This is a genomic window from Chryseobacterium glaciei (assembly GCF_001648155.1).
Lineage (GTDB): Bacteria > Bacteroidota > Bacteroidia > Flavobacteriales > Weeksellaceae > Chryseobacterium > Chryseobacterium glaciei.
Genome location: NZ_CP015199.1, coordinates 1,182,512 through 1,205,619, shown reverse-complemented (window position 1 = coordinate 1,205,619; position 23,108 = coordinate 1,182,512). Strand labels below are relative to the sequence as shown.

At 31.5% G+C, this 23,108-nt stretch carries 20 protein-coding genes and 1 tRNA gene; 6 read left to right on the top strand and 15 right to left on the bottom strand.

Annotation, left to right across the window (positions count from 1 at the left end):
* Positions 1-141: 141 nt before the first annotated feature.
* From A0O34_RS22785 to rbfA, 7 genes are all read right to left on the bottom strand, one after another.
* Positions 142-324 (bottom strand): bacteriocin-like protein, encoded by a 183-nt coding sequence (locus A0O34_RS22785; RefSeq protein WP_418219367.1) that lies wholly within the window; start codon positions 322-324, stop codon positions 142-144.
* A 151-nt stretch (positions 325-475) separates the two neighbouring features.
* The gene (ribD, locus tag A0O34_RS05300) at positions 476-1,495 is read right to left on the bottom strand and encodes a bifunctional diaminohydroxyphosphoribosylaminopyrimidine deaminase/5-amino-6-(5-phosphoribosylamino)uracil reductase RibD (protein ID WP_066752171.1); all 1,020 of its coding nucleotides are present in this window, start codon (positions 1,493-1,495) and stop codon (positions 476-478) included.
* Positions 1,496-1,555: 60 nt separating this feature from the next.
* A complete protein-coding gene (locus A0O34_RS05295) occupies positions 1,556-3,361 on the bottom strand; it encodes a DUF349 domain-containing protein (RefSeq protein WP_066752167.1) in 1,806 nt (601 codons plus the stop codon).
* 76 nt (positions 3,362-3,437) lie between these two features.
* Positions 3,438-4,175, bottom strand: coding sequence for a shikimate dehydrogenase family protein (locus A0O34_RS05290; protein ID WP_066752164.1), 738 nt, complete (start codon positions 4,173-4,175; stop codon positions 3,438-3,440).
* Positions 4,176-4,235: 60 nt separating this feature from the next.
* Positions 4,236-6,041 carry an endonuclease gene (locus tag A0O34_RS05285; RefSeq protein WP_066752156.1) on the bottom strand — a complete coding sequence of 602 codons (1,806 nt, stop codon included), beginning with the start codon at positions 6,039-6,041 and terminating at the stop codon, positions 4,236-4,238.
* A gap of 48 nt (positions 6,042-6,089) precedes the next feature.
* Positions 6,090-7,295, bottom strand: a complete 1,206-nt coding sequence (locus A0O34_RS05280) for an ABC transporter permease (protein ID WP_066752155.1) — start codon at positions 7,293-7,295, stop codon at positions 6,090-6,092.
* Positions 7,296-7,298: 3 nt separating this feature from the next.
* A complete protein-coding gene (rbfA, locus tag A0O34_RS05275; protein WP_066752154.1) occupies positions 7,299-7,658 on the bottom strand; it encodes a 30S ribosome-binding factor RbfA in 360 nt (119 codons plus the stop codon).
* A gap of 92 nt (positions 7,659-7,750) precedes the next feature.
* Between rbfA and mce the strand changes: the two genes are divergently transcribed.
* From mce to A0O34_RS05250, 5 genes are all read left to right on the top strand, one after another.
* A complete protein-coding gene (gene mce / locus A0O34_RS05270) occupies positions 7,751-8,149 on the top strand; it encodes a methylmalonyl-CoA epimerase (protein WP_066752153.1) in 399 nt (132 codons plus the stop codon).
* Between the two features lie 62 nt (positions 8,150-8,211).
* Positions 8,212-8,285: transfer RNA gene (locus tag A0O34_RS05265), tRNA-Ile, on the top strand.
* A gap of 135 nt (positions 8,286-8,420) precedes the next feature.
* Positions 8,421-9,323, top strand: coding sequence for a hypothetical protein (locus A0O34_RS05260; RefSeq protein ID WP_066752151.1), 903 nt, complete (start codon positions 8,421-8,423; stop codon positions 9,321-9,323).
* Between the two features lie 132 nt (positions 9,324-9,455).
* Positions 9,456-9,761: a helix-turn-helix domain-containing protein gene (locus A0O34_RS05255; protein WP_066752148.1), complete on the top strand. Its 306-nt coding sequence runs from the start codon at positions 9,456-9,458 to the stop codon at positions 9,759-9,761.
* Positions 9,748-11,220 (top strand): primase-helicase family protein, encoded by a 1,473-nt coding sequence (locus A0O34_RS05250; RefSeq protein WP_066752145.1) that lies wholly within the window; start codon positions 9,748-9,750, stop codon positions 11,218-11,220. Before A0O34_RS05255 ends, A0O34_RS05250 begins: the two co-directional genes overlap by 14 nt.
* Before the next feature lie 102 nt (positions 11,221-11,322).
* Here A0O34_RS05250 and A0O34_RS05245 read toward each other — a convergent pair whose 3' ends face one another.
* Both A0O34_RS05245 and A0O34_RS05235 read right to left on the bottom strand, forming a co-directional pair.
* Entirely contained in the window at positions 11,323-11,496 is a 174-nt protein-coding gene (locus A0O34_RS05245) for a hypothetical protein (protein ID WP_157885956.1), read from the bottom strand.
* Positions 11,497-12,085: 589 nt separating this feature from the next.
* Complete coding sequence (locus A0O34_RS05235) at positions 12,086-12,553, bottom strand: hypothetical protein (protein ID WP_157885955.1); 468 nt, start codon at positions 12,551-12,553, stop codon at positions 12,086-12,088.
* Between the two features lie 90 nt (positions 12,554-12,643).
* On the opposite strand from A0O34_RS05235, the gene A0O34_RS05230 reads away from it, so the two are divergent.
* Positions 12,644-12,889: a helix-turn-helix domain-containing protein gene (locus A0O34_RS05230; RefSeq protein WP_066759514.1), complete on the top strand. Its 246-nt coding sequence runs from the start codon at positions 12,644-12,646 to the stop codon at positions 12,887-12,889.
* Positions 12,890-13,008: 119 nt separating this feature from the next.
* Here the strand turns inward: A0O34_RS05230 and A0O34_RS05225 are convergent, their stop codons facing one another.
* From A0O34_RS05225 to A0O34_RS05200, 6 genes are all read right to left on the bottom strand, one after another.
* Positions 13,009-13,446 (bottom strand): JAB domain-containing protein, encoded by a 438-nt coding sequence (locus A0O34_RS05225; protein WP_066752133.1) that lies wholly within the window; start codon positions 13,444-13,446, stop codon positions 13,009-13,011.
* A gap of 171 nt (positions 13,447-13,617) precedes the next feature.
* On the bottom strand, positions 13,618-14,022 hold the full coding sequence (locus tag A0O34_RS05220; protein ID WP_066752131.1) for a hypothetical protein: 405 nt from the start codon (positions 14,020-14,022) through the stop codon (positions 13,618-13,620).
* Between the two features lie 635 nt (positions 14,023-14,657).
* Positions 14,658-15,368, bottom strand: a complete 711-nt coding sequence (locus A0O34_RS05215) for a hypothetical protein (RefSeq protein ID WP_066752129.1) — start codon at positions 15,366-15,368, stop codon at positions 14,658-14,660.
* Positions 15,369-15,937: 569 nt separating this feature from the next.
* The gene (locus tag A0O34_RS05210; RefSeq protein WP_066752127.1) at positions 15,938-16,627 is read right to left on the bottom strand and encodes a hypothetical protein; all 690 of its coding nucleotides are present in this window, start codon (positions 16,625-16,627) and stop codon (positions 15,938-15,940) included.
* 2 nt (positions 16,628-16,629) lie between these two features.
* Entirely contained in the window at positions 16,630-20,301 is a 3,672-nt protein-coding gene (locus tag A0O34_RS05205; protein ID WP_066752125.1) for a DUF6443 domain-containing protein, read from the bottom strand.
* A 6-nt stretch (positions 20,302-20,307) separates the two neighbouring features.
* Positions 20,308-23,103 (bottom strand): hypothetical protein, encoded by a 2,796-nt coding sequence (locus A0O34_RS05200; RefSeq protein ID WP_066752121.1) that lies wholly within the window; start codon positions 23,101-23,103, stop codon positions 20,308-20,310.
* Between the last annotated feature and the right edge of the window lie 5 nt (positions 23,104-23,108).

The following is a 23,108-nucleotide window of genomic DNA, read 5'->3' as shown; positions in this document are numbered from 1 at the left end:
CGGCTTTATGATGCAAATGTATAAAATGCTTTACAATCTCTATGGATATTAATAAAAAATACCGTCAAAAGACGGCATTTGTATGATTTTCTGTTGAATGTTTTCTTGTCAACAAAAGAAAAGCGTTTCCGCCGTGTTTATTTAGATTATTGGATCTATAAGAAAACATTGGTCTTGACTTTGACGACAAGATCCATCTGGGCACTTATAATATCCAGGTTTGCACGGGCAGTACAATGTTCCGTTAGCCAAATAGTAACAAGCTTGTGCTGCTCCTTGAATTGATCTCAATTCCAATTTTGATAATTTTTTTAGATTTTTCATGGTTGAATATTTAGTTTGATTTGATAATTACCAAGTTAGTGAATTATTTTAACTTGAAATCAATAAACAAATAATAAAATCCATATTAAAACTAAATAAATAGTAAAACAACCTGTTTCGGGCTCTTTTTGACTTATATGAAAATGATTTACTAATGTTTAAAAAACAGAATATTATTATCTCTGAAACTTTCGTTTTTGTTAGAAATCAATTCAAATTTAGGAGCTTTTGTTCCGTGTTCAAGCTTCAAATTTTCATTTTTAATGACAATCACTTCATCCCAAAGATTTGCATTAATGAATTGCTGTAAAGTAAAACTTCCGCCTTCAATAATTACAGATTGAATTTGTTCTTTATACAAAGCTTTCATTAAATCTGATAGAAAATTTTCCTTTTCAATTTTAATAAAATGAATATTATTCTCAACTCCTTCTTGAGCTGAATTGAAAACTAGAGTTTTTGCTTCATCATTATATATTTTAAAATCTCTTGGAACTTTTAGATCAAAATCGATTAAAATTCTTACAGGATTTACGCCCTCAACATTTCTTACTGTTAAACTAGGATTGTCATTCAAAGCTGTTTGAGTTCCAACCAAAATGGCATGCTCATCAGCTCTTAATTGATGAACGAATTGATTAACCAATGAATTTGAAATAGAATAGGGCTTGAAATCTTTATCCATAAATCCATCTCCAGATTCTGCCCATTTTAAAATGATGTAAGGCCTTTGCTTTTCGTGATAGGTGAAAAACCTTTTATTAAGTTCGACACATTCGTTTTCTAAAATTCCTGAAACAGCTTCAATTCCAGCATCCTGAATGATTTTTTTTCCTTTTCCGTTTACTTTATCATGAGAATCCATTGCGCCGATCACAACTTTTTTGAAACCAAGTTCTTTAATTTTTAAAGCACATGGTGGGGTTTTACCATAATGTGCACAAGGTTCAAGAGAAACATAAATAGTCGATTCAGGAATGAGATCTTTATTTTTTACTGAATTAATTGCGTTGATTTCAGCATGATTTTCCCCGGCTTTATGATGATAACCTTCGCCAATAATTTCTCCGTTATGAACGATAACGCTTCCTACCAAAGGATTTGGATAGGTTTTACCCAAAGCTTTTTGAGCTAATTCGATACATCTGTTTATATAAAATTCGTCCTGCATAATAAAGAAAAAAGCGAAGACAAATTTCTTTGCTCCGCCTTTTTTAGATTTTAAATTATTTTATTCTCCAGCGATAATTTTGTGAAGATTTTGTTTTAAAGTTTCCAAATGAGCTTTCTTTTCATCGATCATAATGAAAGTGTCTTTCAACATTGGGTTTTCTCTTGAAGGTTTGTTGAAGAACGATAAATTGTTTTCCAATTTTACGATTTCAGCTTCAAGATCAGAGATTTGGCTCTTGATTTTTCTTGCTTTATCGGTTAACTGGTTTTCAGATAAACCTTCTTCTTTTAATTCAAGTTCGTTGATCTTATTCAGCTTCAATTTCTCTCTCAACGTTTTGTTGAATTCAGAATTGATCGCGATTTTATCTCTCGGAACTTTTCCAATATTATTCCATGCAGATTTTATAGCTTCAATTCTTTCAATACTTCCTTCTTCGTCTGAAACTGTTTTTAAATCTTCAAGAATTTCTTTTTTATGCTTATAATTTTCTTTCCAGTTATCGGTAGAAGCGTTGCTTTTTTCTCTGTAATTGTTAAAGAAAGTATTACATGCATCACGGAATTCATCCCAGATCTTATTGGTCATACTCTTTGGAACGTGACCAACTTTTTTCCAGTCTTCCTGTAATTTTTTGAATAACGGAACAGTAATATCCCACTCTTCATTATTCATATTGTCTTTTGCAGTTTGAATCAATTTTAATTTTTCATCCAGATTGGTCTGCTGAGAACCTTTTAAAGACTTATAATAATTGTTTTTTGTTGTATTGAATGCTCTAAGTGTTGTTTTAAAATCATTCCAATTTTGGTTTGATAATTTCCTTGGAACACTTCCGGTTTTTAAAAACTCAGAACGAAGATCTTCAACTCTTTTGATGGAATTCTGCCAATAGCTGTGGTTCGGAGTATCAGAAGGCTCAGAAAGTTTTTTGATTTCTGTAATGATCTGATTTTTCTTTTCAAAATTTTCATTTTGTTCAGATTCGATAGCTGCAGAAAGTTCAGATTTTCTTTCGTGAATTTTGTTGGAAATTTCTTTAAATTCTTCCCAAGTCTTTTCACGGAATTCTTCTGCAACAGGCTCTGCTTCTTCCTTCCAAAGTTTATGTAAGTATTGTAATTCGTTTAATGCTTTTTGGATTACAGGTTCTTTCTCCAATTCTTTAGCGCGAGCAATAATGTGTTCTCTTTTTTCAAGATTGTGGCTGTATTCCTGCTCCAAAAATTCTTTATTAAGATCCAACATCTGATAAAACTGATTCAAATGGTGGAAATAATTATTATTAAGAATTTTGAATTCAGATTTTGCAACCTGTCCTGCATGCGACCATTCTTCTTTTATCTCACGAATAGATTTGAAAAGGTTGGTTCCCGGCTCAGAATTCGTGTAAAGGTTTTTAAGTCTTTCGATAATACTCTGACGGTGATCCAGATTTTTTTTCTGCTCTTCTTCCTGTCCTTTTTGGAAGTCGTCATGTTTTTCTCTGAAAATATTAACCAAAGCAGAAAATCTAGTTTGTAAAGGATGTTCGTAGCTGAAATTTTCAGCTGCATTTCCTCCTTCTACATATTCATGCTTTTTGTCTTCCACTTCATCGTGGATAAAATGACTTGCTTTTTCTTTTAATACATTGAATTTTCTAAAATCTTCACCGGCATTAGGTGTGTTGATGATTTTTTCCATTTCTTTCAAAGCCTCGCTCAATGTGATATCTGCAACAGCGTGCTCCTCATGATGTTCTGCATCATCTTCAGGTGTGTTTTCCTGAGCAGGTATGGTGTTTTCTGATGTTTCTTCTTGAGATACTTCGGTAGAAATTTTATTTTCTTCGTTTTCAGAAAGATTATTTTCTGTTGTCATAGCAAATCTATATTATGTGAATGGAGTTAATATCCTTTAAAAATAGCTTAAAAGCCAATTTGAGTACTAATTTATGTTATTTTTTTTGAAAATTCCAAATTTCCCAAGCTTTTTCTGCTTGCTGTTCAAGCATGTAATAACCATTCACGGTTTTTGCTCCTTTTTCAGACGCTTTAATGATGAATTGTGTGTAATTGGGATTGTAAATAAGATCTATAATTAAATGTTCCTTTGAAAGACCTTCAAAAGGGAAGTTTAAACAATCTTCCACATTCGGAAAAGTACCTACAGGAGTACATTGCACGATAATTTTATGATTTTGAACGGTTTCTTTATCCAGGTTATCAAAATTAATTTCCGAATTTCTTGAAATGATTTTTGAAGAAATTCCATGCTTATCTAAAGCATATTTTACAGCTTTTGCGGCACCGCCATTTCCTAATATTAAAGCAGAATCCTGATGCGATTTTTTATGAAGAAGCAACGTTTTTTCAAATCCGACGGCATCTGTATTGTAACCAATTTTTTTACCATCTTGAATTAATACGCAGTTTACAGCGCCAATCTTTTCCGCTTCATCACTTAATTCGTCCAAATAATCAATGATCTTTTCTTTATAAGGAATCGTTACATTAAAACCCAAAAGGTCGGGTGTTGAAAATAAAGCTTCCACTTCATTAATTTCATTTAAATCAAAAATACTATACGAAAAGCCTTTTAACATTAGCTTTTGAAATTTATCTTCGAAGTATTTTTTGGAAAAAGAATAAGAAATATTTCTTCCTATTAAGCCTAATTTTTTATTGGAATCCATCTATCAAAAATAAAAAAAAGACCGAATAAATCGGTCTTAGTTTAAAAATATTTTTTTCTGTTATTCTACAATGAATTTTGTTGTAGCAATATCAGTTTTAAGAATGTAGTTTCCTTTTGTAATTCCTTTAAGATTGATCTTATTAGAGTTTTTAAAAGGGTTTGCAATTGTTTCGATCAATTTTCCTGAAAGATCATAGATCTGTGCTTTTGTAATTTTGCTTAAGTTTTCACCTTTTACAAAAAGCTCGTTGTTTTTAACTGGGTTAGGGTAGATGCTGAATGCTTTTTGTTTTGCAGTTTCAGCTGTTCCTAAAGCATTGTTGTAACAAGTCCAAGAAAGATCGTCGATAGCAACTCTGTTTGAAGTTACAGGATTAACGATTTTAATGATGATATCTCCGCTTACAGTAATATTGTTAATAGTAATTGATGCTGTTGGAGCCGTTGCAGTGTAAGGTATTGTTCCTACAGTTACTCCATTTACCTGAACATTAAGGCTTCCCGGATCTCCTGAGAATTTTAACTGAGCTTTTAAAGATAAGCTTTGAATACCTCCTGAAATGGTAGAACTTGTAACGTTACCATTTCTGATTGTAATCGCTTTTCCTGTAATTGTTTGGTCAGTTCTTGCATCTGTTGCAGTCCATGTAATATTATTGTTTGTCCATGTTTGCGTTGCGTATCCTGAACCTGTAGAAGGAATTGTTTCAAAATCTTCAGTTCCACAGCTTGTATTTCCTCCAGATTGTCCTGCAAGAGTAGTTTCCGTAGCTGTATTACTTTGAGGAGAAGGGTTTCCTGAAGCATCTTTAGCAATAATATAGAAATTATATAATGTAGAAGATGATAAGTTTGAAACAACAGTTGAAGTTAAAGATCCTGAAACTGTAGCTTTTAAAACTCCATTTGCGTAGATATCGTAAGATGTTACTCCGATATTATCTGTAGCAGCAGTCCAGCTTAAAGCGATAGAATTTGAAGCTGGGTTGCTCGCAGCCAAGTTCGTAGCAGCTGTTGGAGCCTGAGTATCTACAACCGGTGTTCCCCAGATAAGTTCAGCAAATTCAGGGTGATCAATAAATGGATTTTTATTTGACTGATATATATAAGTTGCGTTATTTCTTGAAATTTCAGCAGGCGACACTGGATCTGCAGCGTTCCAAGCTAAAAGCTGATTAAGCTCCCAAGTTTGCAATCCCGGATATGCAGTTGTTCCAAGCATATCTCCTGTTCCGTTTGAAGAGGTAAAATTCCCCAGTTGAGATTGGTACCTTGTTACGAAATAAAAGATCATTCTTGCAACATCACCTTTAAATGCATCAATCGGTTCAAATACAATTCCTGAATATCCAGGAGAAACAGATGTTCCTAATTTTGAACCATTTAAAGAAGTGAAAGAGGCTGAACCTACTTTTCCGAAAGGATAGTTAGATCTCATTCCGTTTACTTTTCCGTCGGTTGCTCTGATGAAGTTTACATCGGCTACCATTGGTGAAGCCTCACTAAAAAGACTTTGAGGAACAATGTGTTCTCTGTTGTAGCAGTTTCCTTCGGTTGTATAATTACCACATTGGTTGGTGCCAATTGTATAATTGTAAGGATCTGCTCCGGTTGGATTTTCAGAATAAATATCTAAAACAGAACCGTCATTTTCATAGAAATAATCGCGGTCAGTTGTCTGATAAGCAGTCCATAAACCATTGTAAGTTTTAGCCTGATGACCGTCAGTAATAATTTGATTTAATTTGTTTTTTAAGGCAATGCCTGTTAATCCTGCAGTTCCATCGTAGTAGGTGGCAGGAGCTTGTGAAAATGCATTAATAAATGCAAAAATCATTAGAAAAGGAAGTAGAGTACGTTTCATTATTAAAAATTGGGCGATAAAGGTACAAAAAATTAAAAAAGTTGCTTATTAATTTTTAGTAATATACTCTTTACTGATCTTAGAAAATACCCAAGAAATAATGAAACCAAATAGGGAAGCGGTAATGGCAACGATGAAATAATTTTTGCCAACAATTCTTACCGGAAAAGGAAGCGTTTCATTAGCTTTAAAAAATTCAGTGTATAATTGGAAATAGCAAAGCGCTGTACCTAATATTAAGCCTGAAATTACGCCTAAAACAACAATAAGAATTCCTGTATAGAAATAAATTCTTCTTAAATGACTTAAAGGAAAACCTAAAGAAATCAATGATTTAGCCTGTTCTTTTTTGTCTAACTGTAAAATAATAATTGCTCCGGCCAGATTAAAAGTTGTAATGAAAATCACCAAAGCAAAAATAAGATAAATGAATAACTTTTCAGTATTAATCATTTTCCAAAAAGCAGCATTTTCTTCTTCTTTGGTCTTGATTTCAACATCTTTTCCAAGAGAAGATAACAGCCTTTGTTTTACTGAATCTGTGTTGTCAGGATTTTTTAATTTAATGACAATCTGATATGCAGAATGTTTAGGTAAATTAAGTAATTCCTGAGTCAATTCTATTGGTGAAATGATATAATTGTCTAATTGATCCTTTCCAGGGAAAACTCCAGTAATCAGAATATCTTTTTTATTGTAGATATCTTCTTCTTTATTAATAATTCCGGTTCCCGGTTTAGGCATAAAAAGCGTTGCATAATCACCGGACGAAGCTATTGGAATAGATAATCTGTTATCTAAAGAGTTTTCCATTAATACTTCATTCGAGTATTCGAAACTGGGATAAGATCCGTAAAAAACATCTTTATCAATAGGATTTACCTTTGTATAAGCAGAATCAACACCTCTTAAATAAGCAATATCTCCTTTTCCGTTATAGCTGATGTATATTTTTTCTTCAATAACTTTTGAAAAACTGGTGATCTCTTTATCGTTTTTTAAAATTTTATCAACTTTATCGATATTTTTTATTGTTTTTCCGGTACTGCTCTTTAACGTTAAATCGGCATGAAGATTAGAAATAAGATCTTTATTAAGATCTTCAAGTCCCGAAAAAACGGAGATAATTACAAACATTGCAGTTACAGCAACCGTCATTGCTCCTACCGCCAGCCACGTAATAAACGTAACGGCAGTACTCCCTTTTTTTGATAAAAGGTATCGTGAAGCTATGTAAAATGCAATGTTTTTCAAAATCTATAAAACGGGATTGTCGCCTTCGCCTCTTAATTCTTTTTCAAGTTTTTCTACATCATCAAGGGCAGTATCCAAATAGAAATTAAGCTGTGGAATGATTCTCACCTGCTTACCCATTTTCTGACCGATAAAATTTCTGTATTGAGTTTTGTTTTCCTCAATTTCCTTCATGATAGAAGTTCTGAATTCCTGAGGGAATATGCTTAAATAAATTTTAGCAATACTCAAATCGGGAGTTATTTTTACATCCGAAACGGATACTAAAAAACTTTGCTTGCTTTCTGCAGCCTGTTTGCGGAAAAGTTCTGCGAAATCTTCCTGTATAATCTGTGCTACTTTTCTTTGTCTGTTACTTTCCATAAGTTGTGCAAATTTAGTACTTTTGTTTGAATTGCTATTTGAAATTTGATACCATTATCAAATTTACGACTTAATTATATTTATTTTTATTTATGAAGCTAGAACATATTGGCATCGCGGTGAAATCTTTGGGCATTTCTGATGAATTGTTTACGAAACTATTAGGTAAGGAATTTTACAAAAAAGAATCCGTAGAAAGGGAAGGAGTAGTCACTTCTTTTTATGAAACCGGAGAAAGTAAAATTGAGCTTCTGGAAGCCAGTAATCCGGAAAGTCCAATCTCAAAATTTATCGATAAAAAGGGAGAAGGCATCCATCATTTAGCTTTTGGCGTTGAAAATATCGTTGAAGAGGTAGAAAGATTAAAAAAAGAAGGATTTATTTTCATCTCAGAAGAACCTAAAGAAGGTGCTGATAATAAATTGGTTGTATTCCTCCATCCTAAATCTACGAATGGCGTCTTAGTAGAACTTTGCCAAGAAAAGCAATAAAAAATTTTGTAGTGAAAGAAATTTTACTATTTTTGCAATCACAAAATTTAACCAAATTTTGAGGTCCTATAGCTCAGTTGGTTAGAGCACCTGACTCATAATCAGGTGGTCCCTGGTTCGAGCCCAGGTGGGACCACGAAATGAAAATCAACCACTTATGTAATTTCTACTAAGTGGTTTTTTTATTCAGGTACAACATAGGTACAACAATTTTCTAAAACAAGTTTTCTTGCATTTGTTTTCCTATTCTAACTTTTCGTTATTTTTGAATATGGAAAATCATAAAAATCCTTTACAATATTTTGAAGATTTATTAGAGTATAATAAAGTCGATGAATTAAAAGATGATTTCATTAGGAAAGCTAATGAAGAGTTCAATAATTACATTGAAAACATTGATGTTAATAAAGGAATAATTACCTATTTAAATACATATTTTGATAGTGATGCAAAAGGAATAAGTTCTACCTCTTTTGAATCCACATTTATTATTACTCTATACTCTGAGTTTCAGAAATCCAAGTTATTTATTAATGATTATGTGTTCAATAATCCAGACAATTATTTACCATTTCTTTATCATCAAGGAGAAGCACTACAATATCTTATCAATAGAGGAGAATCAACTATTATAAAATATTCTGTCATTTTAAAACCTATTTTAGGGATTCAACGATATATTAATGAAAAGTATTTATACAATCAGGAAAAGCAAATTAATATTGATTTAAGCCATGTAGAAACGAATCAATTATTAGAATTGACAAACTATAATAATGATACGGAAATTATTGAAATTATTTTGGGCTATTTAAAAGGGAATAATGATAAAAGGGAAAAAATTATGTCCGATGAGCAATATCATTTAATGATAAATAATATTACTTACTATCTTGATAACGAGAGACTACCTGAAAATATTCAAAAAATATCTCATTTAAAAATTCCAAAAAATCTTCTCCGTTTTACCTTTTGGGTTTTACATAAGCAATTATTTACCACTTCACAAATTAAAGATGATTTTCTACATTTAATCAAATCGATGTTCTCAGATTTCAATAATTGGGAATTTTCTACTTTTAAAACCAAGTTTGGTAATAGAGATAAAGTTACAATACATGGTAAAAAATTTGTTCCCGAAATTATAAAAATTGAATTCAGGAATCGATCATAACCACTTTATTTTTGTTGTAACCACTATAACCACCTCATAACCACTTTTGAGGATGATATCACCATTCCATATCCTTGAATCTTGCAGCCAGAAATAGGAAAGTCCTGTTTTTAGTAAATAAAATTTAAGAACATGGAAAATAATATATTGCTCCAAAAATTAAATGAATTAGAGAATAAAATTGATTCTCTAAGCCTGTCTACAAAAGAAATATTAACATTGGATGAGGCTGTAAACTACTTACAAATTAGTAGATCATATCTATATAAGCTAACAAGTTCTAAAGAAATTTCACATTATAAGCCTTCCGGAAAATTAATTTATTTCAAAAAGAGTGATTTGGATTTCTGGTTATTAAGGAATAAAGAATCAAATTTTACAGAAATAAGTAATGATTTAATACAAAATTTAAAGGATAGGAGAAATGGGAACGATTAATAACAATGACCTCCAATTTTGGATAGAAATCGAAACTGAACAAGGTGTACAAATTTATATCGTAAAATCGAAGTTTATAAATTTTTTAGAAAATAGAGGATATAGGAAATTAATCCAAAATAAAGATTTTCAACTAATTAAAATCATAGACACATCTATTGTTATACCTACGAAAGAGCATATTATTAGAGAGGAAGTAAAGAAACATTTATTAAACATAAATAAAGTCGATGTTTGGGAAACTTTTTTAGGTCAGGACTATTTGTCAAAGAAATTTATCGAAGGAATTGATAGCATTTCTATTGATTTTAATTATGGTTCAGAAAATACAGCTGTATTTTTTTATCAAAATGGTGTTTTAAATGTAACTTCAAATAGTTTTAATTTAATTCCATATAAAAATTATGATGGATATGTATGGGAGGACCAAATACTAAAAAGAGATTTTAAATCCCAAAAAATTAAGAATACTGAATTTAAGCAATTTTGTTGGAATATTTCAGGGCAAAAAGAAAACCGGCTGATACCATTAGAAACTTTAATAGGCTATTTATTGCACACTTACAAAGATCCATCTTTAACAAAAGCGATTGTATTAATAGATGAAAATATTGATTTTGAAAATAATAAATCTGAAGGTGGAACAGGGAAAAGTTTAATAGCAGAATCAATTAAAAAAATTGTACCTACTTTAAGGAAAAATGGGAAGCTACTTAAAACAAATGATAAATTTTTCTTTGCTGACGTTGAACCATACCATAAAGTAATTGTATTTGATGATGTTAAACAAGATTTTTCTTTTGAATCTTTATATTCTATGATTACTGGTGATATGCCTATAGAAAAGAAATATAAGAATCCTACTGTTATGGATTTTAAAGATGTTCCAAAAGTTATTATTACTTCTAATTATATCGTAATGGGAACAGGTGGGAACTCTGAAAAAAGAAGAAAAATTGTATTCGAGATAAATTCTCATTACAGGGAAAATTCCAGTATTATTGAAGAATTTGGGCACAGATTTTTTGATGATTGGACTGATGAAGAATGGTTGAGATTCGATAATTATATGATGTTCTGTATTCAGCAGTATCTGAATAATGGTCTTATTGAGGCTGAAAGTATTAATGAAGAAAAAAATAGACTGATACAAGAAACTAATCTTGATTTTGTAGATTTTATGGATTCCATCATAGAAAATCCAATTGCTAACGATGGAGAGACTAAAGATACTAGAGCAAGATTTGATAAGGCTATTATCTATAAAAAATTTACACAAGAAAACCCTGAATTAGCAAAAGACCTTACTCCTAATTCCTTTAAAAAGTGGATTGATACTTATGCGGAAAATAAAAAAATTAAAATTTTGCACCAAAAAAGCAATGGATTGGCTTATGTTATATTTCATGATATAATACCAATTGTAGAATCTGAAAAATTACCTGAAAATGAGGACTGATGCTTTAAAGCCAATTTTCTAAAAGTATCAATTTTTTTTAAACGAATTTTTTAAGAGGCTCTAATATTGAGCCTCTTTTTTCTGCATGTTTTATTCAAACGATTATTCCAGTATTTGATCTATATAAGAAAACTGATTAGAAAAATAGATCAGCTTAATTGCTTTTGCTGGAGCATAATAAATATTCCAATAACTAACCTTTTTATCATTGAATTTATAGATAATAGTTCCATCATGAATATTTTCAGCAGTAAAGCTTTGAAACTTCTCTGACATGGCTTTATTCATTCTATTATAATGATGTTCTGATTTCCTGTCAAATTCAAGGATCACCACTTCCAATATATCTCAATAAAATATAAGCTCTGTTCTGTGCGGTATAAAGTTTAGAAACTTCTTAACCTCACTCCCTACCCATAAATAACTACAGTAAGAACTATTTGCAGAGATACTGTCTGCTATACTTATTAAATTTAATTCCCAGTTATCATGCTGATAACCTATTCTGAATGGTATTGTTGGTTTCATATCTTCGATTTTGGAGTAATAAAAAGCTACCTGCTTTGAGGTGGTTGATGCTTGGTATAGATTATACTTTATGATCTCTGTTTCACTTACTCTGCCGATAGGTATTTCGCAATGATTAATAAAGTAAAATAGACAAAGAAACCTGTTAATAAGGTTTTCCGGAATTCTTTGTCTTTAAGAGATATTGGCATTGGTCTATGATCGTCTAAAGGGCTTTTAAAGCGATCTCCTTCGTTAATATGTCGAATAAGACTCCCTAAAACAAGACTCAGGAATATAGAAACAAATAAAACAAGAGGTATTGCTATTACCAGTAAAAGATATTTCATATTATGAATTAATTGGTTTTACGACAAACAGCTTCATATAATCCTTCATTTACTGTTCTTGGTACAACTTTCCTGGTAACATGGAAAAATCGATTATTGGTATTGATTAATTTTCCTTGGGAATCATATTGCAAAATTTCTCCCCTACTATACATTTTCCCAATACAGTCAAAACTCATGTATTCCAGAAAATACCCTCTTCCGGTTTTTGTTAATTTTTCATTTTTGCTTTTTGTTTTAGAAGAATTATATAGCTTCACCCAGACGTCTGCTGTCATGGTGGTTGTATCAAAGAGCTTTTGAGTTTTCTCAATTTTCAAGTAATATTTTTTGCCATCAAGAGAAGACATAGCATAAAAAAATCCCTGTTCATCATATTCTTTGTTGTATTGAGAAACATAAACGGAGTCTACACCCTGTTGACCAAATACTGAAATTGAAACAAGTAGAACAGTAATAAATAATAGTTTTTTCATAGTAATATTTTTAAAATTTAAACTTGTCATATATGGCATTACACTCAGCAAACTTAACCTTTTCCTTTGATATTGCCAAATATGTCAATAATGGAATTAAAAGAGTTGCAGAAATTAGTCGGAGCTAAGATTAGAGAGCTTAGGCTGAAAGAGGGTTGTACTCAAATACAACTAACCGTTAAAATCATTGAATTAGGAGGTAAAATGGATGTTACAAATATTTCCAGAATGGAATCTGGTAGAACTAATATTACGCTTTATCAATTACATAGAATTAGTGAGGCCTTAGAAATTCCAATGAAAGAGTTCTTGGATTTTGAGTTGCCGAAAGAATAAATTTCAGCTATTAATACTAATCTGGAAGGAATTTAAATTATAGAATATAGTATAAATTAAGTTTAAATGTGCCGGAGTATATACACATAATGAACTCAATAACCTTAAAATATACAATTCTAAAAACTATTTTTCTCATTAAAACTATAATAATCGCTACTGGTGATAATCAGATGGTCTAAAAGTGATAAATTCAATAGTTTACATGCTTTTTGCAAACTTTCTGTAATTTTTTCATCTGAACTGCTTGGGTTAAGATTTCCGCTTGGATGATTGTGTACCAGTATCAGTTGTGTAGCATGGCATTTAAGGGCTACACCTAAGATGATTCGTATATCTACTACTGAACTGTCTATACCGCCTTTAGAAACTTCGTAAATTCCTAAAACAAAGTTTCCTTTATTCATTAGAACCACCTTGCATTCTTCCTGAAATTCAATTATATCCAAATTCCAATTTTTAATAATTAATTCGTAGGCTTCTTTATTGCTTGTTATTCTTACTTTTTCTTGATTACTGGTAGTATAGCTTACCGATATTTCCATTAAAGGGTTCATATAATTGTAATATTTAAGATTAAAAAAGTGCCAAAGTGCCGAAATATTTGAAAACTAATTTTTTCTCATTTCCATAAATTACACTTTGTTTGAGGTAAGCAGATTTTGGATTCTGAAATTTTAAAGTTTTGCAAACATTCGTCACTTTGGCACTTTATATATTGAATGAAGCTATTGTACTCCTGCTAATGTATGTTTTCCATTTCTTGAAAATTCTTCAATACCAGTAATAAAATCATCCTTTACTGGTGGTTTACGATTTAAATTCATTTCTCCCTGTTCTTGTGGAGAATACATAAATCTATGATTAAGTAATATCACTTCTCCAGTGTCTTTAACAGTGTATTCGTAAGGTTCACACTCCTGTTTAATGATACTACCCTGCATTTGTGTTCCTATCAGAGCCTGACAAGTAAGTTCGTCAAATGTTGATGTGATAGAAGCCTTTTTAGATGTAGCATAGAACTGGTTTGTTGTCTGGCTCATAACCATTTCAATACCTCCTTGAACTTCTAAAATGTAGAATGAAGTTCCGTCTTCTTTTTGTCTTTGTTTGTAATTGATAATTGTTACCATTGTTTTTGATTTTTGAGTTAGATATAATACCTGTAGAGAAAGCACAAGATTTCTGAGGAGAATAGTACGTCAGCTATCACCTTGATTGTATTTACTGCCTGCGAAATTTTTGTTATCTTACCTTACCGGCGGGGGATGATTCCTCCTCAGAATTCGTCTGGGTTTACAGAATAAGGGGAATTACGTATAAATAAATGATGTAAATTTTTTTTCTAGAAAATTTTTTAGGAAAATAAAAAAAGAAAAAAGTGATAAGAATGGAATTTCTTGAAAGTGGATCTTTTATAAAGATCGGTAAACAATAGTTTTGTAGTACTTTACTAAATAATCATTTCAAATAATCGTTGATTGGAAATAAAAAATCTTTTGATAGAGATCATTCCACATTCTTGTGGGCTTGCAATCTTGGTCTATTTTAAATATAATTATTATTTATATATTTTTTATCACTAATTCAGCAACACTTGGTATGATTCTCAATCATTTAAATATGTTTTTTTCGACAAAAATAAACCAGAGTAGATAATTTCTACTCTGGTTTTTAAATTTATTGTTTTAAATTTTATTTGAATCTCAATGATTTAGTGTTTGAAAATGTTCTCATCACTAGTAATCTTTGGAACATTACCCCGTTATTACTTGTATGCATCAAAGGAAAAATTATTACTTTTTATAATACCACTAAACAATTTATATTTTTTCAATTTTATCTTTTGTTCTTTTGTTAAATCTAAATAAATATTTTTTTCAATACATATATCCAATGAGAGCGAGTAATTATTAAACCCTAGAATATAGTAATCATAAGTCGTTGACACATCAGAGCGCAAAATTTCATTGACATCTAATTCTATATTATAACTAACATTCTCTTTTGGTTTAAGCATCAGTATATTATTCATCAAATAAAAATTTTTCTGTGCACACAATAGATTATCAATGTCATTTTTATACATCCAATTGAAAAGTTTCTTTTCTTTATCTTTTTTATTAAGTTCTACTTTTCTCATATAACTATCATGTTGATCATCGACTATATCGAGCATTCTGCTTGAGGCCTCTAAAAATTCATTTTTAGAAGTTTCTTTAATCATTATAGTTGGAGAGAAATACCTATAAGAAGAATTAATATTATTTTGATCCTCACAATATTCGGATGAATAATAGGCTTTAAAACCACTTTTGTCAAGTGGTAATGCATAAAAATCATTTGTCTCATTAAATAATGTTAATTTTAATAAGTACTTTCCAGAACTTATTTTTTTTTGAACAGAAAAATGCAATTTAATTTGTGAATTATATAATGTATTAAGAGATAATATTAATAATAACAGTAATTTTTTCATTTTTAAATTATTTTTTCAAATTGTTATAAAATTTATTATACGCACTCATTAAAACTCCCAAATTTTGTTGGACTTGGTTAATTGCATTTTGAGGATATCTAAATAGAGCTGGTATATTTTCAGCCCCGTGTTTACTATAAGTATATTTCCAAGCATCAGATATTGCTGTATTTCCTATTCTGGACTCCCATGAGTATGATACATATTCGCCAAAATATCCAAATGGGTAAAAGTTATTGGTATCTGTAGTCTGAAGAACGCCTGCATTGTTTCCTGTATAAGAAACTTTTATATTCCTAGTTGTTCTATTTGTAGGTAAATATAATTATTATTTCTAAAACTTTTTCATCACTAACTCTGAAACAATTGGTATGATTCTCAATCATTTAAATATGTTTTTTTCGACAAAAATAAACCAGAGTAGATAATTTATACTCTGGTTTTTGAATTTATTGGTTAAAATTTTATTTGATTTTCAATGAGTTAGTGTTTGAAAATGTTATCATCACTAACTTTGAAACATTACCTGATTTGTTCTCATCACTAGCTTTGGAACATTGCCGTTTATACTATTTCACTTTATTATAAAATATATTTGACTTTAATGTTCCAAAAAACAATTTATATCCTTTTCCTTTTATTTTTTTCTTCTGTTTTCTTGTTAAATATTCATATGCTTTTGAAGCATTGCAATATTCTACATAATATTTATATGATTCAGATGAATTATATAAGTAGGAATAAGCCTTAAAATTTTGATTAGTAATATTATTAGTATTAACAGCTAGTTTATAATTTATTTTTTCTTTTGGTTTTAAAAAAATAAGATTATTCATAATATTATAATTTATTTTTGCATCTTTAATTTTTTTTATTTTATTTAATTTTTTCCATTTTTCCATTGAATCATCATAAACTGATTTTTTCTTTTTATATTCTTTCGTTATAGAGTCGAATTTTATTGGGTCAACATAGTCTTCAACATAATAAGTTAGTAATTTCATATCATTTTGATTTTCAATCATTAACATCAATCCTAGACTTGGAAAACTATCCTCATACTCTTGATAATTTGCACATTCAGGTTCATACGGACGTAAATTATTTATATCTAATGGAAAAACATAGTTTTCTGATGAATTATTAATTATTGTTACATCAGCTATTTTAGAATTGAAATCTAGTTTAAATTCTAATCTGATTTGTGCATAAGAAATACTACTAAAAAAAAGTATAATTATAAAAAAAATATTTTTCATTTCTATTTATTAAGTTGTTTTAATTTTTGATTATAAATACTGTTCCATTCGCTTTTTAATTGATTCCAGTATCCGCTAACTCTGTCAATAACTGTTTGGTCATATCCTGATCCTAAGTTCTTTATATTATAATAATATGAAGCTGCTTCAAGACCTGAAAAGCCACACCATTTTGTACTACCCATTTGCATTTCCCATCCAAGCCCCATCGTTTCTTGGAAAAAATTAAATCCTCTGGTACTATTACTTGAAGTATGTGTTATTTGATTAAAACTATCCTTAAAAAACCTGTTAGCAAATACATGGTTCATTTCATGTCCTAATGTAAAGACATAATGAAGTACATTTGATATATTATTCATATTTAAAGAAATATTGGTCCCTCTTGTTAAACCTGGTGAATTGATCGTAGGATCTTCTGAGAAACTAGGATCCACCATTCTGAACAAATCATTTAAAGCCGGGATTTTTTCAAGTAGTATATCTTTATCTGTATATTTAGCTTTATCTTTTGCAGGATCATTAAATCCAGCTTTTTTTAATTGCTCTACTAAAGAAAACATTGCCCCAATTCCGCCATCTTTTGTTAATATATCTTGTAATAAACCAAAAGCAGCCGCATTATTAAAGTTTATTATATCTCCGCCACCCCCTTCATCAGCATCGCGTCCTACAAAATTATTCAGCAATTTTTTTCGTACGATTTCCATTGTCTGTCCGGAAGTATTGATGATATGTCCATCTTGATCAAACCATCTTCCGTCTACATCAGATAATGAAATAGGATTATTAGCTACATACGCATACGTACTTGTAGAAAGATATTTTTCAGCAAGCTGATCAATACCGTTCCATCTTCCTATATCCGGCATATAATCTCGCCATCCGTAACTGTACATTCCTGTTTCCTGAAGTTCTTTATCATTATACTTATAGTTTTGATAAATTCCTAATCCAAAGAATGCTGTACCCGTCTTTAGATGATTCATCCCAAAGGGATAGTAATCATTTTTATCGGTGATTTCAAGAGCTCCTGTGCTGTTTCTTGCGAAACTTATTCTTACATTTCCTAAATGATCTTTATACTGGTAAATATACTGATCTTTCTGATAATCATAAAAACCTTCTGACGTTGGAAAAAACTGCAGATCTTCAGTCTTTACATCTACAATAATACCTCCACCTCCAAAGGGAGGGTCAATTGTTGGATCGGTAACGACAGGACCATCAAGACTGAATATCTGCGGTTGCATGGCTTTGATAGATAATGAATTGCTCATTAGCATTTCCGAAGACCCTCCGCCGTTGATATTTTCTAATTTAAAATACTGGAAACCATCCAGATAATCTGTAGTTCTTTTGGTTGTTGTAGGTCCTGCAACTCCTATTAAAACAGTAGTATTTTCCTTTGTTAGCTTAGTTCCATCTGCTCTATATTTGGTATTAATAGTAACATCTTCAATGCTGTTCTTATTGACATGTAAGTAATTAGGAAGATTCAGATAGTTATATTTTATAGAAGAAATACTTTTGTCAGGCATTGTTGTCATATTCCCGTTGACATCATAAGAGATCATGTTTCCTCCACCTTCATATCCAGTAGAGTTTTGAGAGGCATCATTAATATTTGTTATTTGATTTCCTATATAGCTGTAAGATAATCTATCGATTACTGTTGCAGTATTGGTTCCGCCTTCCAATATAGCAGTCCTGTAGAGCTTTGAGATATTTCCGTTGAGATCATAATCAATAGATTCTGTATTTTCTTTACTATACGGATTATTGGGATTCTGATAATATCCGGCGGTAACTCTATTCAAACCATCATAAGCATAACCATATCTTTTTGGAGTAAAGGATGGATTGGAACCTATCGTTTCAACTGCTCTCCAGTCTACCTCTGTAATATTCCCATTGTATTTAGGAATTACATTTTTATCAGGAAACAATCCCGAATCAGGATTGGTGATTCCTTCTTTTTGGTTGTATTTAATTCTATATGAAAACAGCTTTCCTCCCAAATCGGCTAATCCCATCTGGTTTTTGTTAACATCAGTTACCAAACCTCTTATATTGTAAGCATAATCTATACTTTGAAGATTGTTTCCTACTTTTTTATTGGTAAGCTGTGATAATTCATTATATGAATTTTCAACCAAAAGCTGCTCAGGTTTACTGCCTACCTGATGCCAATGCTTCAACAGTCTGTTTTGAAGATCATAATCAAAACGTTCTTTAATCGTTACTCCTACTTCACCTTGTTTTCTTACATGATACATTTCTGTTTTTTGTGGTACTCCCGCAAAATCCACCGTAAGGTCTGTTTTAGTGTATCCTCCCAAATGGTTGATAGAATAGGTTTCTAAAACTCTTCCTTTGGCATCATAATAATTATAGTTTTTTGTCCAGTTATCATCTTCAATATTCTTTATCAGACTCATTACAGAAAGACTTTTTGTGCTTGTATTATTTCCTGTAGAATTATCTGTTAAAGCATTAGGAGGAAATGACGGATTAAAACTGTAAGGCGGATAGGTGTCATAATAATTCAAAGATAATAATGTCACCCATTTAGTAGAATTAGGATAGGTTATATCTTGATTTCCATAATAAACATCTACCCCTTGTCTGTTAAATGGTGCTGTAGTCAATCTGTTGACATTATTAGCTCCCAATCCATCTATTTCTGCCTGCTCTACACTTCTATCATATCCCGTTGAGATTCCGGATATAGCCACTCTTCCGAATTGGTCATACTTGGTGTAAATCCACTGTCCTTTAGCCTTTAAAACCGTATCCTGACTTCCAACCAATCTGTTTTGTTTATCATACAGCATGTATTCCCAGCCTTTTCCGGGAAGTTTCTTTTCTACAGCACGGTTCCAGCCGTCATATCTGTATTGATAACAAAGATTATTAAGCGTTGTGTCATCTACTAACCCTGGCTGAGAAGCCAGTGGAGGAATGGTATATGCCAACTGGTTATATTCATTATACACATAATAAGTGTCAACATTTTGAGTCCCGTCTTTTTTTCTGATTAAGACAGTCTGCCCTTTTTTGTTTTTAAATTCAATACTGCTGTTACCGTCTTCATCGATAACGGTAGATTTGAATAATGAATTGGCAAGATAATTTCCTGAAATACTCAGTTCACTGTTTGTTCTTCCTTCCTGCCATGTAGTTTCGACAGTATATTTTTTTACTTCATTGGCAGTATTGGCAGAGTATGAGAAGTTCACAGGGTGAGCAGACCATGCATTTCCTAATTGTTTTTGTTGTAAAACCTTATCTAATGGTGAAGCCTCAAACGTTTTTTCAGTATAGATCTTCTCATTGCCATATACAGCAATAGCATTGGAAAGCGGATCAGGGTACATTGCCCCATCCTGCGTTCCTGTCTGAGGAATGGCAAGATATTCTTTTATCTGTCTTCCGTAACTGTCATATTCTACAGGGAGAGCAATGTCTTTTCCGGCGGGTGTTGCTTTTAAGGATATGTTTTGTTTCAGCCTTCCAAGACCGTCAAAATATTTTACATTTTCTACTTTCTTCGAGCAGTCTTCCGTTAAACAGTTTTTTTCGTATACATAGTTTTCTGTTGTGCTAAGCCCGGATTGTGCATAGGTAAAACCAACTAACAGAAAATTAGTTATTAATAGTATTTTTTTCATCGTGTGTTAGTTTTTGTAATTATACTTGTATTCTTTTAATGTAACTCCATTCATGTCAACCACTTTTTCAAGCCTGTTGCTGGTGTCATATTTATAAATTTCTCTCATTCCGTTGGGTTGGGTTGCAGTGGTGCTTCCGATCAGCGGATCATAAGTATAAGTAGTAATTTGGAAACTTTTTAACTGATCCAGTTTTCTGAAATTATCTAACGCTATAAGAAGTAAGCCTTCCTTTGACGGATCTGCTGCATCTGCATTGGAGGCATCAATGATTGGTTGTATCAGTGATGAAACCTGTGCATAGGTTGCGCCTTCAATTTTAGCAAGAGGCTTTGTTTTGTCACAACCATATACAACAGCCGAAGGAATGCCTACAGCAGATGTAAACTGAACAATATTCCCTCTATCATCATATTGGTTAATAGTAATGGCTTTTGTTGAGTTATCATTGATATTGGAAGTAACTACAGAGGTAGGAAAAGTAGAGCTTGGATTATCAAATTTCGTTTCTGTTTTAGAAACCAGTTTCCCATCATTTTTTTCCTGAATTACTACAGGAACACTCATAATATGAGCACTGGAGAGATTAGAATATCCGGTTTCCGGATAAGTATAAAACTGTTCTACAGTACTGCCATCTGATATTTTTTTAGTAGATGACATTTCGAAATTATATTCACTGAAATTAGTTTCAGCCTGCTCTTCTAAGCTTTGGTTATTTTCAAAGTAAGAAGTTGAAGTATTCACAATTTTCTTCAGCCATCCCAATTTAGAATAGATGTCTTCAAAAACAGAGTAGTCTGCAGTTCCGGGAATATCCGCAAATGTATATTCGCTTTTTTCTAATGCCAGCAGCTTATTCTGAGCATCATAAACTTCTTTTTTATCTAATAGTCCTCCGCTTGTAAAGGCGTAATAAGGCCAATACATTTTACTGACTCCGTCTACAGTATAGGGAACTTGAGGATAATCATCAGGGGTTTTATAATAATATTTCACATACCCGTTCCCATCATCAGTATTAGTAATCTTAACATTTTTATAAAGTATATAAGTGCTGCCATTCATATCTATTTCAGGAGAAAAAGCATATCCGGAAGAGGTGTTACTGTCTGAAAAACTGTTATACTCGAATTTAGTGGTTTTTACAGGAGTAGTGTCTGTTTTACTATTATAGTATTTTATATTGGCAATTCTTACTCCTCCAATTTGAGCAGTGTTTTTTAGTGGGAGCGGAAGGTGGGCAATTTGAAATATATTCGCCAGCCCTCTTCCTCCGGAACCCGTAACTCTTAATTTATAAGTTCCCGGAGATAAGAAAAACTCTCTTGTAATGGTATTGGCTCCGCATGTCGTTCCAAAAAGAAACTGTCCGCCACTGTTAACAAGATAGTCAACATAAGGAGGGGTATTGGTATCCCAATATAAAGGAGGGGTAAATAATTCATCATATCCAAATGCGATAAATATTTTTCTTGGTTTGGTTCCGGTAACGGTAAATGAGTATTCCGTTGCATGATTGGTATCATATAATATATCGCTTATTGGTTCCAGATATTGCACGGCCGAATCTACATAATTATCCCCATCCATAATGGAATTAAGATAAGCAGGATCTGCTCTGTTAACATATACCTGATGGTGCTCGAAGTTATATTCAACAACTCCTCCCGAAGGATTGATCACTCTTTTTAAAACTCCGGGATTATTTGGTAATGCAGTGGCATAACCGGGGCACAAAGAACTTAGGTCGATTCCATAATAAGAAGGGCTGTCATAAGAAACGGTACTATATTCAAATGCAGTAGTTTCAGTGGCAATAGAATTTCTATTGAGTTTTTTCAGTTTGTCTAATGTTCTGTTAAAAGCATTAACATATTCAAAAGAATACCCTGAAATAATATGATTGTAATTATCTTTTAAAATAACTTTATTTACTTTATAAGGATCATTCATAGTGCCTTCCAATGAGGACTCATACACATTATCAAACTCTATTTTTCCATATCCCGGAGAAGTAATGGTTTTTAACTTGCAGGTTTCATATGAAAGCGTAGTTCCATTGGCCTTATATTTTATATCTTTCTGATAAGAAAAATTGGCCAGCTCAATATTGTTGGCATCTTTTATTTGAGTTAAAAAGAAAGCAGACTTATAAACTCTTCCTCCACGAGTATTAGAATCCGGTCTCTGGTTACTTCTGCTGTAATCATTAAAAATATATTGTATCCCCTTTGTATCTGTTATAGTAAATGATTTTACAATAAGAGTAGCAGTATTACTTTCAGATAAATAATTGATTCTGATCTTATTTGAAGATAGGTTAACGAGCTCAAAAGTGTTGTTTTGCACATTTCTTTTAAACCTTAACTTTCCTGAAGCTCCGGGGAGACTGTAATAATAAATATCATCAAAATTATTTTTCTCATAATCACTTCTACTAGCATTATCATGCATTTCATCAATATCTCCAACAATACTTCTGGAAATGACTCCTCCTGCAAACAACGACCATCCGTTACCAACCTGGCTCGCAGGTTCAGATTCAGAAGTATTCATAGGATTATAGGATAAGCCTGTATTTAAACTTACGCTGTTATTGCTGGTAGGCAATGTCAATAAAGGTAAAGTAATGCTCGGAATTCCTGAGGCATTAGATTCAGGAGCATTTGAATAAGTGGCTAAAGATGAAACCGAAGGCACTGGTTTGGGAAAATCCCCAAAGTTTATATCGTTTTGAGCATAAAGAGCTGAGGAAACAATTCCCAAACCAATACTCATCATTTTAATTGTTTTCTTCATAAGTT